Here is a 14,507-nt window from a genome sequence, read left to right as displayed (position 1 = left end):
ATGGGGATGCCCCGATGGATTTCAAGCCTTTTCATTGATAGAGGGTTGCGCCGCGCTCGGCGCCTTGCTGACCACCACCATGGCGGGGCGCAGCAGGCGGCCGTTCAGCAGGTAACCCTTCTGGAACACGTTCAGCACACTGTTCGGCTCGACCTCAGCGCTTTCCTGCATAGCCATGGCCTGGTGGTGCTCCGGGTTGAACGGCTCACCGTGCGGGTCGACGGCTTCGAGGTTGTAGCGCTTGAGGGTGTCCTGGAACATCTTGAGGGTCAGCTTGACGCCTTCGCGAATGGCTTTGACTTGCTCGTCTTCGTCATTGGAGTGCGCCAGGGCCAGTTCCAGGCTGTCAATTACCGGCAACAGGTCGTTGGAGAACTTCTCCAGGGCAAACTTGTGGGCTTTTTCCACATCCTGCTCGGCGCGACGGCGCACGTTCTGCAAGTCGGCTACAGCGCGCAGCGACTGATCCTTGGCGGCGGCCAGCTGCTCCTCGAGTTCCAGAACACGGGCGTCCGCAGTGGTTTCTGCACCGGTGTCTTCAACGTTAAGGTCTTTTTCATTCAGCTGTTCGTCAGCCATGGGGTCTCTCCTGCGCAATTTTGTGGACTGCGAGCCAGGCTCGCCTTGGATGTCGGCTATATGGGGTCGGAAAAACCAGCTTCAAGGGGCAAGGTGGTTTTCCGGGCAGCAACAGAATCTGCCAAGGAGCATTGGCAGGCCTGAAAAAAGTACTGTATAAATAACCAGACCTGACTTTCGGGAGCCGCCCCCATGCTGGTGCACCTGTCCATTCACAACTACGCCATCGTCGAGCACCTCGACCTCGAAATTGCCCGCGGCATGTCCGTCATCACCGGCGAGACCGGTGCCGGCAAATCGATCATGCTCGACGCCCTCGGCCTTGCCCTGGGCGACCGGGCCGACAGCGGCGTGGTGCGCCCCGGCACCGACAAGGCAGATATCCTTGCCACCTTCGACCTGGTGGACATTCCCGAGGCCCATGCCTGGCTGGCCGAACGCGACCTGGACAACGAAGGCCTGTGCATCCTGCGCCGGGTCATCACCGCCGAAGGCCGCAGCCGCGGCTACATCAACGGCACACCCTGCCCGCTCGGCGACCTCAAGGCGCTGGGCGAACTGCTGATCGATATCCACAGCCAGCACGAACACCAGTCGCTGCTCAAGACCGATACTCACCGCCGCCTGCTCGACGAGTACGCTGGTGCCGTCGACCTGGCCCGCCAGGTGCAACTGGCGGCCAAGCGCTGGAACCAGACGCGCCTGGAGCTGGAACGGCTGTCCAACTCCGGCGATGAGCAGCGCGCCCGCCACCAGTTGCTGAGCTATCAACTGGAAGAGCTGGACAACCTTGGCCTGGGTGAACACGAACTGGAGCACCTGGAGCAGGAGCACAAGAACCTGACCAGCGCCGAAGCGCTATTCGGCATCTGCCGCCAGGTTATCGATCAGTGCAGCGAAAGCGATTCGGGCAACGTGCTGAGCGCCCTCACCTCCAGCCTCAACCGGCTGGGTGCAGCCACCCACTCACCCAAAGCCCTGGTTGAAGCGGCCAACCTGATTGCCAGCGCGCAGATCCAGGTAGAAGAAGCCGTGGGCGAGCTCAACCGCTTCCTCGACAACTTCGACGCCGACCCTATGCGCCTGCAAGCCTTGGAAGAGCGCCTCGACACCATCTATACGCTGGCGCGCAAACATCGCGTGCACCCCACCGAGCTGCCTCACCTGCAGCAGCAGTTGATGGAAGAGATCGAGGGCCTGAACGCCAGCGACGAGTCAATCGAGCGATTGGGCGAAGAGCTTGCCGCCTTCGCCCAGCACTATAAAGAGAAGGCTCGTGAACTCAGCAGCCTGCGCCAGCAAGCGGCGCAGCAGCTGGCAGGCGCGGTGGAGCAGGAAATCCAACGCCTGGGCATGCCTGGTGGGCGCTTCTGCATCGAACTGACGCCCAACGAAGGCGCAGATTTGTCGCCTCACGGTTTGGAGCAGATCGAGCTGCTGGTCAGCGCCAACCCCGGTCAACCGCTCAAAGGGCTGGCAAAGGTAGCCTCAGGCGGCGAACTGTCGCGTATCAGCCTGGCGATCCAGGTGATTACCGCGCAGACCTCGCGGATCCCCACCTTGGTGTTCGACGAAGTCGACGTGGGCATCGGCGGCCCCACTGCAGAAATCGTCGGGCAACTGCTGCGCCGCCTGGGCGAGCGCGGGCAAGTACTGACCGTGACCCACCTGCCTCAGGTGGCCGCGCAAGGGCATCACCACCTGTTCGTGCACAAGGTGCGCAACAGCGATACCACCCACACGGCCGTGGCCAGCCTGGGCAAGCGTGAGCGGGTCGAGGAAGTAGCGCGAATGCTAGGCGGCATCGACCTGACCAAAGAATCCCTGGCGCATGCGCGCAAGATGGTCGTGAGCGGCAAAGCCTGACCCCTTCTTGTTCGGACCCTCCAAAAGCACAAAGGCGACCCTAGGGTCGCCTTTGCCATTCATAACGATAAAAAATCGTTACTTCTTCTTACGCACATACAGGACCAGATTGTGGTCCACCAGCTCGTAGCCATGCTCGGCCACGATTTCGCGCTGGCGCTTCTCGATTTCGGCGTCCATGAACTCGATGACTTCACTGGTATCCACGTTCACCATATGGTCGTGGTGACCGCCATCGGCCAACTCGAACACGGCGTGGCCGCCATCGAAGTTGTGGCGAACCACCAGGCCAGCCGCTTCGAACTGGGTCAGTACGCGATAGACGGTGGCCAGGCCTACGTCCTCGCCTGCCTCCATCAGCGCCTTGTAGACATCTTCGGCGCTCATGTGACGCTGCTCGGTGGAATCGAGCATCTGAAGGATCTTGACTCGAGGCAGGGTCACCTTGAGACCGGCTTTGCGCAATTCGCTATTTTCAACCATGGTCAGCTTTCTCGCCGATGCTGCTTCGCAGCTTCTCTTAATACGGGTATGATCGGGGTTTACGTTGTCCAGCCAAGATAGTGGAAGTCGCCCACCGATGCAAAACACCAAGCTCTTGCTAAACAGCCTCGCCCTCGCGGGACTGCTCGCACTCGCCGGTTGCTCGTTTCCCGGGGTTTACAAAATCGACATCCAGCAGGGCAATGTCGTCACGCAAGACATGATAGACCAATTGCGCCCCGGAATGACCCGACGGCAAGTAAGGTTTATCATGGGCAACCCGCTGATTCAGGACACCTTCAACACCAACCGTTGGGACTACCTGTACAGCCTGCAGCCAGGTGGCGGTAAACGTCAGCAAGAACGCATGAGCGTGTTCTTCAACGAAAGCGACCAACTGGTCAGCCTGTCTGGCGACTTCATGCCAGGCGTCAGCCGCGACCAGGAAATCCTCGGCGGCAGCAGCGACACCACGGTCAGCCCGGCCACCGAGCCAGGCCAAGCCGAACAGCCAACCGCGCAGCCTGTGGAAAAACCAGCCAAGCCTGGCTCGACCGAAGAGGCCATCCAGCGCGAAATCGACACCATCGAGACTACCCCGGTCCCGACCCCTGCACCGCTGGAAACCCGCTAATAGGGCCAGCAGGCACAAAAAAGCCCGGACGTGTTCCGGGCTTTTTATTTTCGCTCGTTTCAATCAGGCATTCAGTTGCTTGGCGCGCTGGCAGAAAGCATCAACCAACGTGTTGGCCGCCTGGTTGAACAGTGGGCCCAACGTGGCGCGCACAATCGGACCGGCATAGTCGAAGGACAGGTCGAGGCTGATCTTGCAGGCCTTTTCACCGAGCGGCTTGAACACCCACACACCATGCAGCTGGGTGAACGGCCCTTCTTCGAGGTTCATCTCGATGGACTGCCCCGGTACCAGCACGTTACGCGTGACGAAGTGCTGGCTCATGCCCCCCTTGGCCACTTCGAGCTTGGCGCGCATATGCGTTTCGCTGGCTTCCATTACCGTCGAGGCCGAGCACCACGGCAGAAACTCAGGGTAGCTGGCCACATCGTTGACCAGATCGTAAAGCGCCTGGGCGGGGTATGGCAGCAGGGCAGAGCGTTGAATATGGGTAGTCATCCAGGCGTCACTTCCAAGGCTGGGTGGCGACGCTTCGCAGCGTGCCGAAAACAGGTTCTGTGCGTATGACAGGGTTTGTATTGTCCGGTATTCATTCCAGTGGCTCAAGCACACCGAAATCCCATAGCGGACGACGCGCGGACTTGCCTATAATGCCGCCCCTATGGCTAAGCAAAAAAAACATCCGACCGGGACCATCGCGCAAAACAAGAAAGCGCGACACGATTACTTCATCGAACACAAGTTCGAGGCCGGGCTGGTCCTGTCCGGCTGGGAAGTAAAAAGCCTGCGCGCCGGCAAGGCACACCTGACAGACAGCTATGTGCTGCTCAAGGACGGTGAAGCCTGGCTGTTCGGCAGCCACATCACCCCGCTGACCACCGCCAGCACCCACGTCATCGCCGACCCCATCCGCACCCGCAAGCTGCTGCTGAACAAGCGCGAGCTGGAGCGCCTGGAGGCCGCCGTGGCGCAAAAAGGCTACACCTGCGTAGCCTTGGCGCTGTACTGGAGCAAGCACCTGATCAAGTGCGAAATCGCACTGGGCAAGGGTAAGAAGGAATTCGACAAGCGCGACACCATGCGCGAACGCGATTCCAACCGCGAGCTGCAGCGGGCTGTACGGAACAAGGGCAAGGAAGACTAGCTCTTCTTCAGCCTGTTCCGGCCTCTTCGCGGGTTTACCCGCGAAGAGGCCAGCACTGCCCATACAAATCTCAACGCCCGCTGCGCCGCTCCGCCCGCGCCACGCGCTGCGCTTCTTCGTGCGCCTCTTCCAGCACCTCCTGCACATACAAAATGTGCCGACTGGACACCTCCCGCGCATCCTCCGCCCTGCCCTCGACAATCGCCAGGTACAGCTCCCGGTGCTGGCTGATCAGCATGTCCCGGGTCTCGGTGCGTTGCTGGTACATGCCACCAATGTTGGTCACCACGTTGCGCTTGAGCAGGTCGAACAGCCCTCGGATGGTATGCAGCAACACCGCGTTGTGGCTGGCCTCGGCAATCGCCAGGTGGAAGCTTGCATCGGCTGCGCCCTCTTCCGCACGGGTCACTTCATCGACCCGGGCATAGCAGTCCTGCAGTGCATCGAAGGCCGCCTTCAACCGCGCCCGATCCGGCTCGGTGGCACGCTGGGCAGCGTAATAGGCGCAGGACGCCTCCAACGTGTGGCGGAACTCAAGCAAATCACGCTGGGCCTCGGCACTGTGCTCTAGCAACTGCAGCAACGGGTCGCTGAAAGTGGACCCCAACGACTCGGCAACAAAATTGCCCCCGCCCTGCCGGCTGACCAGCAGCCCCTTGGCCACCAGTTTCTGGATCGCCTCACGCAGTGACGGGCGGGACACGCCGAACTGTTCGGCAAGGACGCGCTCGGCCGGCAGCCGCTGCCCCGAGGTCAGCGTACCTTCCAGAATCATCCCTTCCAGACGATCGACAATGTCGTCGGACAGGCGCCGTTGGCGGACCTGATCAAAAACCATCACATGCTCTCCACAAACCCCCGGCAAATTTCAGGGGGCGCCTATTCTCGCCGATCCAGGCCGCGCAAACACCCATCAAGTCGCGATTTTCCCAGCACATCAGGTGCCCGCTCATCGGCACGCGACCAAAGTTTTGCACGGGACAAATTGACACACCCATGACAGCGCTTTTAACCTAGCGCCCAGTCATTGTAAATTGGTCTTACCAATTATCCAATGCCAGTGCTGACCAACAACAATTAGGGGCCACCCCATATGCAAACCTGGCAACAACTCTATAGCCCGCTTGGTAGTCTTGGCCTGTCCGCATTGGCGGCGGTCATTCCCATCGTGTTCTTCTTCCTTGCCCTCGCCGTGTTCCGCCTTAAAGGCCACGTAGCCGGCAGCATCACCCTCGCGTTGTCGATCCTGGTGGCCATCTTCGCCTTCCAGATGCCTGTCGACATGGCTTTCGCCGCCGCGGGTTATGGCTTCCTCTATGGCCTCTGGCCAATTGCCTGGATCATCGTTGCGGCGGTGTTCCTGTACAAACTCACGGTCAAGAGCGGCCAGTTCGAAGTGATCCGCAGCTCGGTGCTGTCGATTACCGACGACCAGCGCCTGCAAGTGCTGCTGATCGGCTTCTGCTTCGGTGCCTTCCTGGAAGGTGCGGCAGGCTTTGGTGCACCGGTGGCAATCACTGCCGCGCTGCTGGTGGGCCTGGGCTTCAATCCGCTGTACGCCGCCGGCCTGTGCCTGATCGCCAACACCGCACCGGTAGCCTTTGGCGCCCTGGGCATCCCGATCATCGTGGCCGGCCAGGTGACGGGCATCGACGCCTTCCACATCGGCGCCATGACCGGCCGCCAGCTGCCGCTGCTGTCGCTGTTCGTGCCGTTCTGGCTGGTGTTCATGATGGACGGCCTGCGTGGCGTGAAAGAAACCTGGCCTGCCGCCCTGGTCGCCGGCCTGAGCTTCGCCGTCACCCAGTACTTCACGTCGAACTTCATTGGCCCGGAACTGCCCGACATCACCTCGGCGCTGGCCAGCCTGATCGCCCTGACCCTGTTCCTGAAAGTCTGGCAACCCCAGCGTTCGTTCAGCGAAGCCAAAGGCAGCGTCGGCGCAGCGGTTGTGCAGCCAAGCGGCAGCCAGCCTAGCCCGTACAGCTTTGGCGAGATTTTCAAGGCCTGGTCGCCGTTCCTGATCCTCACCGTGCTGGTCACCATCTGGACCCTGAAGCCGTTCAAGGCAGCGTTCGCCCCGGGCGGGGCGATGTACAACTTCGTGTTCAACTTCGCCATCCCGCACCTCGACCAACTGGTGATCAAGACCGCACCGATCGTTGCCGCGCCAACCGCCATGCCAGCGGTATTCAAGCTCGACCCGATCTCCGCCACCGGCACCGCGATCTTCCTCTCGGCGCTGATTTCCATGGCAGTGCTGAAGATCAACTTCAAAACTGGTCTGACCACTTTCAAAGAGACCTTCTGGGAGCTGCGCTGGCCTATTCTGTCGATCGGCATGGTGCTGGCCTTCGCCTTTGTCACCAACTACTCGGGCATGTCTTCGACCATGGCCCTGGTACTGGCCGGCACCGGCGCCGCGTTCCCGTTCTTCTCGCCGTTCCTCGGCTGGCTGGGCGTGTTCCTGACCGGTTCCGACACGTCGTCCAACGCGCTGTTCAGCTCGCTGCAGGCCACCACCGCGCACCAGATCGGGGTGAACGACACCCTGCTGGTAGCCGCCAACACCAGCGGCGGCGTGACCGGCAAGATGATCTCGCCGCAATCGATCGCCGTGGCCTGCGCCGCCACCGGCCTGGTGGGCAAGGAGTCCGACCTGTTCCGCTTCACCGTCAAGCACAGCCTGTTCTTCGCCACCATCGTCGGCCTGATCACCCTGATCCAGGCTTACTGGCTGACCGGCATGCTGGTTCATCACTAAAGTGAAAGGGGCCGGGCGCCATCGCGCGCCCGGCACTCCCCACAAGCAACGCTGCGAGAATCCATGATCATTTCTGCCTCTACCGACTATCGCGCCGCGGCCCAACGCAAGCTGCCTCCTTTCCTGTTCCACTATGCCGACGGCGGCGCCTACGCCGAGCACACCCTGCGCCACAACGTGTCGGACCTGGCCAGCATTGCCCTGCGCCAGCGCGTGCTGAACAACATGTCCGAGCTCAGCCTTGAGACCAAGCTGTTCGACGAAACCCTGAGCATGCCCGTGGCCCTGGCCCCCGTCGGCCTTACCGGCATGTACGCCCGCCGTGGCGAGGTGCAGGCAGCCCGCGCGGCTGCGGCCCACGGCATCCCGTTCACCATGTCTACGGTGTCGGTGTGCCCTATCGAAGAAGTGGCCCCAGCCATCGACCGGCCGATGTGGTTCCAGCTGTACGTGCTGAAAGACCGCGGCTTCATGCGCAACGCGCTGGAGCGAGCCAAGGCTGCCGGGGTCAAGACCTTGGTGTTCACCGTCGACATGCCCGTACCCGGTGCCCGCTACCGCGACGCGCATTCCGGCATGAGCGGCAAGAACGGCCCGCTGCGCCGCGTGCTGCAGGCCATGACCCACCCTGAATGGGCGTGGGACGTCGGCGTGATGGGCCGCCCGCATGACCTGGGCAACATCTCCAAGTACCGTGGCAACCCCACCGGCCTTGCCGACTACATCGGCTGGCTGGGCAACAACTTCGACCCGTCCATCTCCTGGAAAGACCTGGAGTGGATCCGCGAGTACTGGGACGGCCCGATGATCATCAAAGGCATCCTCGATGCCGATGACGCCCGCGATGCGGTCAAGTTCGGCGCCGACGGTATCGTGGTGTCCAACCACGGCGGCCGCCAGCTCGATGGCGTGCTGTCCAGTGCCCGCGCCCTGCCGGCGATTGCCGACGCGGTCAAAGGCGACCTGAAGATTCTCGCCGACTCCGGCATCCGCAGCGGCCTCGACGTGGTGCGCATGATCGCCCTGGGCGCCGACACCGTGCTGATCGGCCGCGCCTTCCTCTACGCCTTGGCCGTGCATGGCCAGGCCGGGGTGAAAAACCTGCTGGAGCTGTTCGAGAAGGAAATGCGCGTGGCCATGGTGCTGACCGGCGCCAAGTCGATCAGCGAGATCACCCGCGACTCGCTGGTACGCGAACTGGGCGCCTGACCGCCTGCAAGAACGACCGCCTGATTGACCCGGGGCATGTGGCGCACAGACGCCACGGCCCCGCGAGGAGACTGCATGAGCTTGCCCGCTGCGTTCCTGCGTGATGCCGAGCGCCTGATACCCGCCGAACGCCGCTTCGACGACCCCACTTCCACCCTGGCCTTTGGCACCGACGCCAGCTTCTACCGGCTGATTCCCAAGCTGGTGGTGCGTGTCGAGTCCGAAGACGAAGTGGTCGGCCTGATCAAACTGGCCCAGCGCGAGCGGGTGCCGGTCACCTTCCGCGCCGCCGGCACCAGCCTGTCTGGCCAGGCCATCACCGACTCGGTGCTGATCGTGCTTGGCGATAGCTGGGGGGGTAAAGAAATTCGCGGCCAGGGCGAGCAGATCCGCCTGCAACCCGGCGTCATCGGCGCCCAGGCCAACGCCTGGCTGGCCCCCTTCGGGCGAAAGATCGGCCCGGACCCTGCCTCGATCAACGCCTGCAAGATCGGCGGCATCGTCGCCAACAACGCCAGTGGCATGTGCTGCGGCACCGCGCAAAACACCTATCACACCCTGGCCGGCCTGCGCCTGGTGCTGGCCGACGGCACCCGCCTGGACAGCGAAGACCCGGCCAGCGTGGCCGCCTTTGAACACAGCCATGCCGACCTGCTAGAGGCGCTGGCCCGCCTGGGCCGCGAAACCCGCGCCAACACGGCGCTGGCTGAGCGCATTCGGCACAAATACCGGCTGAAAAACACCACCGGCCTGTCGCTGAACGCACTGGTGGACTTCGACCAGCCGCTGGACATCCTGCAACACCTGCTGGTGGGTTCCGAAGGCACTCTGGGCTTTATCAGCGCCGTCACCTACAACACCGTGCCCGACCACCCGCACAAGGCCAGTGCCCTGCTGGTGTTCCCCAGTGTCGAAAGCTGCTGCCGCGCGGTCACCGTGCTCAAGCGCCAGCCGGTTTCCGCTGTGGAACTGCTCGACCGCCGCAGCCTGCGCTCGGTGCAGAACATGCCCGGCATGCCGCTATGGGTAAAAGGCCTGTCGGACAACGCCTGCGCCCTGCTGATCGAGTCCCGCGCCGCCAGCCAGAGCCTGCTACATGAGCAACTGCAACAGGTGATGGCCTCCATCGCCGATTTCCCGCTGGAACAACAGGTGGACTTCAGCGAAGACCCGGCCGTGTACAACCAGCTGTGGAAAATCCGCAAGGACACCTTCCCCGCTGTTGGCGCCGTGCGCCAGACCGGCACCACGGTCATCATCGAAGACGTGACCTTCCCCGTCGAGCAGCTGGCCGAAGGCGTCAACCGACTGATCCAGCTGTTCGACAAACACCGCTATGACGAAGCGATCATTTTCGGCCACGCGCTGGAAGGCAACCTGCACTTCGTCTTCACCCAGGGCTTCAACAGCGCCGAGGAAGTCGCCCGTTACCAGGCGTTCATGGACGACGTGGCGCAACTGGTGGCCGTGGAGTTCGGCGGCTCGCTGAAGGCCGAACACGGCACCGGGCGCAACATGGCGCCGTTCGTAGAGCTGGAATGGGGCCATGACGCCTACCAGCTGATGTGGACGCTCAAGCGCCTGCTCGACCCCAATGGCATCCTCAACCCCGACGTGGTGCTGAGTGAAGACCCGGACATCCACCTGAAAAACCTCAAGCCGCTGCCTGCCGCCGACGAAATCGTCGACAAGTGCATCGAGTGCGGCTTCTGCGAACCGGTGTGCCCGTCCAAGGGGCTGACCCTCAGCCCGCGCCAGCGCATCGTCATGTGGCGTGACATTCAGGCCAAGCAGCGCGCCGGCATCGACACCCGCGAACTGATGCGAACCTACCAGTACCAAGGCATCGACACCTGCGCCGCCACCGGCCTGTGCGCCCAGCGCTGCCCGGTGGGCATCAATACCGGCGAACTGGTGAAAAAACTGCGCAGCCAAGCTGCCGACCACGGCAAGACCGCCGACTGGCTGGCCGATCACTTCCACACCGCACTGGGCGGCGCCCGCCTGACCCTGACCGCCGCCAACACCGCACGCAAGCTGCTCGGCGCCCCCCGCCTGAGCCGCCTGACCGCCTCGTTGAGCAAAGCCAGCAAAGGCCGCCTGCCCCAGTGGACGCCCGCGATGCCACAGCCGCTGCGCCCGCTGGACTTCGGCCCGGCCAGCAACGACGCCCGCCCCCGCGTGGTGTACCTGGCCGCCTGTGTTTCACGGGTGATGGGCCCGGCCTATGCCGACCGCGAGCAAAGTTCGCTGCTGGACAAAACCCGCGCCCTGCTGGAAAAGGCCGGCTACCAGGCGGTGTTCCCCGACAACGCCGACAGCCTGTGCTGCGGCCAGCCCTTCGCCTCCAAGGGCTACCCCGAACAGGCCGAACACAAACGCCAGGAACTGATCACCGCCCTGCTGCACGCCAGCCGCGGCGGCCTTGACCCGATCTACTGCGACACCAGCCCCTGCACCCTGCGCCTGGTGCAAGACCTGGGCGAAACACGGCTGGACCTGTACGACCCCGTACGCTTCATCCGCACCCACCTGCTCGACCGCCTGGAGTTCACCCCCCAGGACGAGCCGGTGGCTGTACACGTGACGTGCAGCACGCAGCACCTGGGTGAGAGCCAGGCCTTGATCGACCTTGCGCGACGTTGCAGCAAACAGGTGGTGATCCCGGAAGGCATTCATTGCTGCGGCTTTGCCGGCGACAAAGGCTTCACCACCCCCGAGCTCAATGCCCACTCGCTGCGCAGCCTGAAGGATGCGGTGCAGTATTGCAGCGAAGGCATCTCCACCAGCCGCACCTGCGAGATTGGCCTGTCGAGCCACAGCGGCATCGACTATCACGGCCTGGTCTACCTGGTAGACCGCGTTACCCGGCCGCGCAGCATTTAGGCTGGAGGGGTCGCCGTTAGGTTTGCGGCGCCGGTGAGACCGAGCGCCGCCCGCGCGGCGCATCGCGAGCTGCGCTCGCTCCTACGTTTGTTTAGGGCCAATCCTGCCTGTGGCATTTGCACGCGAACGCCTTGGCGCATGGCTGGATATCGCGCCGTACAAACAAGGCGGTCGCGCGAGCCTGTCGCAGGCATAACTGGCCCGAAACAAACGTAGGAGCGAGCGCAGCTCGCGATGCGCCGCACGGGCGGCGCTCGGTCTGCCAGGCGCTATAGAAACAAAGGCGAGCACCAGCAGCCCCGATCCCGATTGAACCCCCGCCAATCCCCCACAGTCCACCTTACAGGCCCACCTTCCAGAGGCCCCAGAGGAGACACCCATGAAAGGTACCGCGCTTTCGGCCCTGTTCGCGGCCGCCACCCTACTGGCTTCGCCTGTGTTTGCCGCCGAAGACCTCTGCACCACCAACCTGCAAAAGATCGACGACAGCATGGCCACCGCCGGCGCCACCTCCGAAGGCCTGGACAAGGCCATCACCGAGCACGTCGACAAAGCCAAGGCCGCCCAGGCCTCCGGCGACACCAAGGAATGCATCGCCATCACCAGCAAAGTGCTGGAGCGCCTGGAGAAAACCGAGAAAGGCAGCGGCACCGGCAGCGGCGGTGCGTAACCCCGAACGCGGGCGACAGGACCGGCTGTCGACGTCGCCCGCGCAATGGCGTATACTCCACTTCACGTGCCGTAAGGTGCGTTAGCGTAACGCTAGTGTGGGGCCGATTAGGATTCGACGCCGGTAGCGAAACTCTAGGTGCATGCCGAGTTGGTAACAGAACTCGTAAATCCACTGTTGCAACTTTTATAGTTGCCAATGACGAAAACTACGGCGCGGAGTACAAGCTGGCTGCGTAAGCGGCCCTCTTGACCCGTTGCTTCTGGTAGCTTCGGCTCCAGCAATCACTAGGGGATGCCTGTAAACCCGAACTGATTGTCATACAGAACAGGATCGTCGCGTAGCACGTTGTGGGCGAAGTGACTAAAACTTACACAACTCATCCAAAGCACCCTGCCCGTCGGGCGGCTGCGGATTAAATCAGTAGACACGGCTAAGCATGTAGTACCGACAGCGGAGTACTGGCGGACGGGGGTTCAAATCCCCCCGGCTCCACCAAATCCAAAGAAGAAGACGCCCTCGGGCGTCTTTTTTTGTTTCTGAAATTTACGATCTGCGGGCTGAAAAATCGGATTTAGCCCCTTCCGTGTAGGGCGTTTCCCAAAGATACTCCCTGCGCCTGTTTTCCGTTGCGGTGATTATTTCAGGGTTTTAGTCTCGGTGGGTCGTTGCTCATCAACGGCATGACTTTGACAGGTCGCGACGGTAAACAACAAAACGGCTCGTCGTTATGGCGGCTGTACGTGCGGGCACGCTTGCGTGCGCCGGAACTTGTTGTTTCCGCCGGTCTGTCAACCCGCGTACAGCTGCCACCCTCTGTTTGACAGCAGATGGTGATAGCCCTGAAATGGAAGCAATCATGTTGAAGATAGTCCCCGATTCACCCCATCACATCCACTCCCTGGAAGACACGATCATGATGGCCTCGGACTACGCACTCTGTGCAGAAGCCGTAGCCCAGCAGGCGATGCTGATACAGCCCAGGTCGCCCGCATCGGTTTTGATCATGGCCTCGATGCACGAGCTTGAAGCCCTGCGGCGATTACTCGAATCAGCGCTGGCACAAATACAGACGCCCGCGAACCCGCAACCGATGCATTGATTCGCATACCGAGCGAGAAACCTGTGGGAGCCCGGCTTGCCGGCGATAGGGCCAGCCCAGGCAATTACAAGACCAGGGAGATTGATCAATGACCACCGAAGACACCCAATGCACTGTTGGTAAAACCATCTTCTTTCAAGGTGAAAACCAGACCCATCCACTGTTCCGCATCGAAGCCGGCATTCCATGCCAGAATGCGCGCGAGCAGGCATCGGAACTGATGGGTTATGCACGGGACCTAACTATCGACGGGTTGATGGAAGATAAACCGAAGCTCATTTGGGCTGCGCACTACCTCTGCGCTTTGGGCAAAGCGCTGCTGGATGATGCAGAGCTCGGGATGATGCGCTGAATTTCGAAGTGCAATGCTTCAAGGGGCCAGCGTCCACCGTTCGGCCCCTAAAGCCTAAAGCGCTCATCGCCGAGGGATGCAATCTTCCTCTGCGACCGTCGCATTGATACGCCGCAACATCGCCATCAAACCACCATGCAGCCCGGTACGCGTCGGTTTACGACTCGCCAGTTGCTGCTGGATGAGAAAGCCCGGCCCGTTGTAGACCTCTTCGAACGTACCGTCGCGGTTCATACGAATACCCAAGTAGTAATCGGGAACATGATGCACCGGGAACGTCAGGCTCGTGCCGAACGTGGTCTTTATCTGAACATTACGCCCCTCGTCACAGACTGCATCATGGTGGTTCGTCAGCCCCTCGTTCAGCGTCAACTTGTAAGCCAAGCTAGCAACCTCTCCGATATCACCGACTAAACGGCCATCCAGGGTAAACGGTTTGCCAGGGTGTGCTGCCTGCAACTGAGAGACGGCTGTGAACAAGCCCTCCAATGCCGCTTGGATTTTCGCTTCGATCGTTGCGTCCATGTAATGCCCTTATGCTCTCAGCCACGCATACGATATCAAATTGACACCAGTGGACCAATTTGCGACCTTTGAGCTCCTAGATTGCGAGAGCTTGATGCGTGCCCAGAACACCTCAGCAATAGAAAGCCACAACAAACGAAGCGATGGGACACGGTAGCCGGTCCCATCCTTTCTAGAGAGCTACAAACCTACTTATCACATCGGTACAGTTGGCCAAGGGTCGCAAACTCGTTCAGCGACTCGCCAAACCCCGGATGCAGGATCTGCATCATTCGGCTCATGGACATTACCGA

At 61.7% G+C, this 14,507-nt stretch carries 14 protein-coding genes and 1 other RNA gene; 10 read left to right on the top strand and 5 right to left on the bottom strand.

From position 1 onward, the window contains the following. Window positions 1-21: 21 nt before the first annotated feature. On the bottom strand, window positions 22-579 hold the full coding sequence (grpE, locus tag D8767_RS04405) for a nucleotide exchange factor GrpE (protein ID WP_016712094.1): 558 nt from the start codon (window positions 577-579) through the stop codon (window positions 22-24). 192 nt (window positions 580-771) lie between these two features. Here grpE and recN point away from each other — a divergent pair, with 192 nt between their 5' ends. Next, window positions 772-2,445, top strand: a complete 1,674-nt coding sequence (recN, locus tag D8767_RS04400; protein WP_016712095.1) for a DNA repair protein RecN — start codon at window positions 772-774, stop codon at window positions 2,443-2,445. 78 nt (window positions 2,446-2,523) lie between these two features. Here recN and fur read toward each other — a convergent pair whose 3' ends face one another. Beyond that, window positions 2,524-2,928 carry a ferric iron uptake transcriptional regulator gene (gene fur, locus D8767_RS04395; RefSeq protein ID WP_012274258.1) on the bottom strand — a complete coding sequence of 135 codons (405 nt, stop codon included), beginning with the start codon at window positions 2,926-2,928 and terminating at the stop codon, window positions 2,524-2,526. Window positions 2,929-3,025: 97 nt separating this feature from the next. On the opposite strand from fur, the gene D8767_RS04390 reads away from it, so the two are divergent. Next, window positions 3,026-3,562: an outer membrane protein assembly factor BamE gene (locus D8767_RS04390; RefSeq protein ID WP_028699671.1), complete on the top strand. Its 537-nt coding sequence runs from the start codon at window positions 3,026-3,028 to the stop codon at window positions 3,560-3,562. Window positions 3,563-3,625: 63 nt separating this feature from the next. On the opposite strand, the gene D8767_RS04385 is transcribed toward D8767_RS04390, so the two are convergent. After that, window positions 3,626-4,060, bottom strand: a complete 435-nt coding sequence (locus tag D8767_RS04385; protein ID WP_016712097.1) for a type II toxin-antitoxin system RatA family toxin — start codon at window positions 4,058-4,060, stop codon at window positions 3,626-3,628. A 163-nt stretch (window positions 4,061-4,223) separates the two neighbouring features. On the opposite strand from D8767_RS04385, the gene smpB reads away from it, so the two are divergent. After that, a complete protein-coding gene (gene smpB, locus D8767_RS04380) occupies window positions 4,224-4,706 on the top strand; it encodes an SsrA-binding protein SmpB (RefSeq protein WP_012274261.1) in 483 nt (160 codons plus the stop codon). 70 nt (window positions 4,707-4,776) lie between these two features. On the opposite strand, the gene D8767_RS04375 is transcribed toward smpB, so the two are convergent. Continuing rightward, window positions 4,777-5,544, bottom strand: coding sequence for an FCD domain-containing protein (locus D8767_RS04375; RefSeq protein ID WP_019098164.1), 768 nt, complete (start codon window positions 5,542-5,544; stop codon window positions 4,777-4,779). A gap of 255 nt (window positions 5,545-5,799) precedes the next feature. On the opposite strand from D8767_RS04375, the gene D8767_RS04370 reads away from it, so the two are divergent. The 7 genes from D8767_RS04370 (at window position 5,800) to D8767_RS04340 (ending at window position 13,689) form a co-directional block, all read left to right on the top strand. After that, on the top strand, window positions 5,800-7,470 hold the full coding sequence (locus D8767_RS04370) for a lactate permease LctP family transporter (protein ID WP_016712099.1): 1,671 nt from the start codon (window positions 5,800-5,802) through the stop codon (window positions 7,468-7,470). Between the two features lie 63 nt (window positions 7,471-7,533). Next, entirely contained in the window at window positions 7,534-8,679 is a 1,146-nt protein-coding gene (lldD, locus tag D8767_RS04365; protein ID WP_016712100.1) for an FMN-dependent L-lactate dehydrogenase LldD, read from the top strand. Window positions 8,680-8,754: 75 nt separating this feature from the next. Beyond that, window positions 8,755-11,565 (top strand): FAD-binding and (Fe-S)-binding domain-containing protein, encoded by a 2,811-nt coding sequence (locus D8767_RS04360; protein WP_121757802.1) that lies wholly within the window; start codon window positions 8,755-8,757, stop codon window positions 11,563-11,565. Between the two features lie 379 nt (window positions 11,566-11,944). Further along, the gene (locus D8767_RS04355) at window positions 11,945-12,235 is read left to right on the top strand and encodes a hypothetical protein (RefSeq protein WP_012274266.1); all 291 of its coding nucleotides are present in this window, start codon (window positions 11,945-11,947) and stop codon (window positions 12,233-12,235) included. Window positions 12,236-12,334: 99 nt separating this feature from the next. After that, window positions 12,335-12,733: a transfer-messenger RNA gene (gene ssrA, locus D8767_RS04350) on the top strand. 361 nt (window positions 12,734-13,094) lie between these two features. Continuing rightward, on the top strand, window positions 13,095-13,337 hold the full coding sequence (locus tag D8767_RS04345) for a hypothetical protein (RefSeq protein ID WP_016712102.1): 243 nt from the start codon (window positions 13,095-13,097) through the stop codon (window positions 13,335-13,337). Window positions 13,338-13,425: 88 nt separating this feature from the next. After that, entirely contained in the window at window positions 13,426-13,689 is a 264-nt protein-coding gene (locus D8767_RS04340) for a DUF3077 domain-containing protein (RefSeq protein ID WP_003249898.1), read from the top strand. 63 nt (window positions 13,690-13,752) lie between these two features. On the opposite strand, the gene D8767_RS04335 is transcribed toward D8767_RS04340, so the two are convergent. After that, window positions 13,753-14,214: a hypothetical protein gene (locus D8767_RS04335; protein WP_016712103.1), complete on the bottom strand. Its 462-nt coding sequence runs from the start codon at window positions 14,212-14,214 to the stop codon at window positions 13,753-13,755. Between the last annotated feature and the right edge of the window lie 293 nt (window positions 14,215-14,507).

Origin of the sequence: Pseudomonas sp. LTGT-11-2Z (assembly GCF_003691445.1) — a bacterium.
Classification (GTDB): Bacteria; Pseudomonadota; Gammaproteobacteria; order Pseudomonadales; family Pseudomonadaceae; genus Aquipseudomonas; species Aquipseudomonas monteilii.
This window is presented reverse-complemented; position numbering and strand designations above follow the sequence as displayed.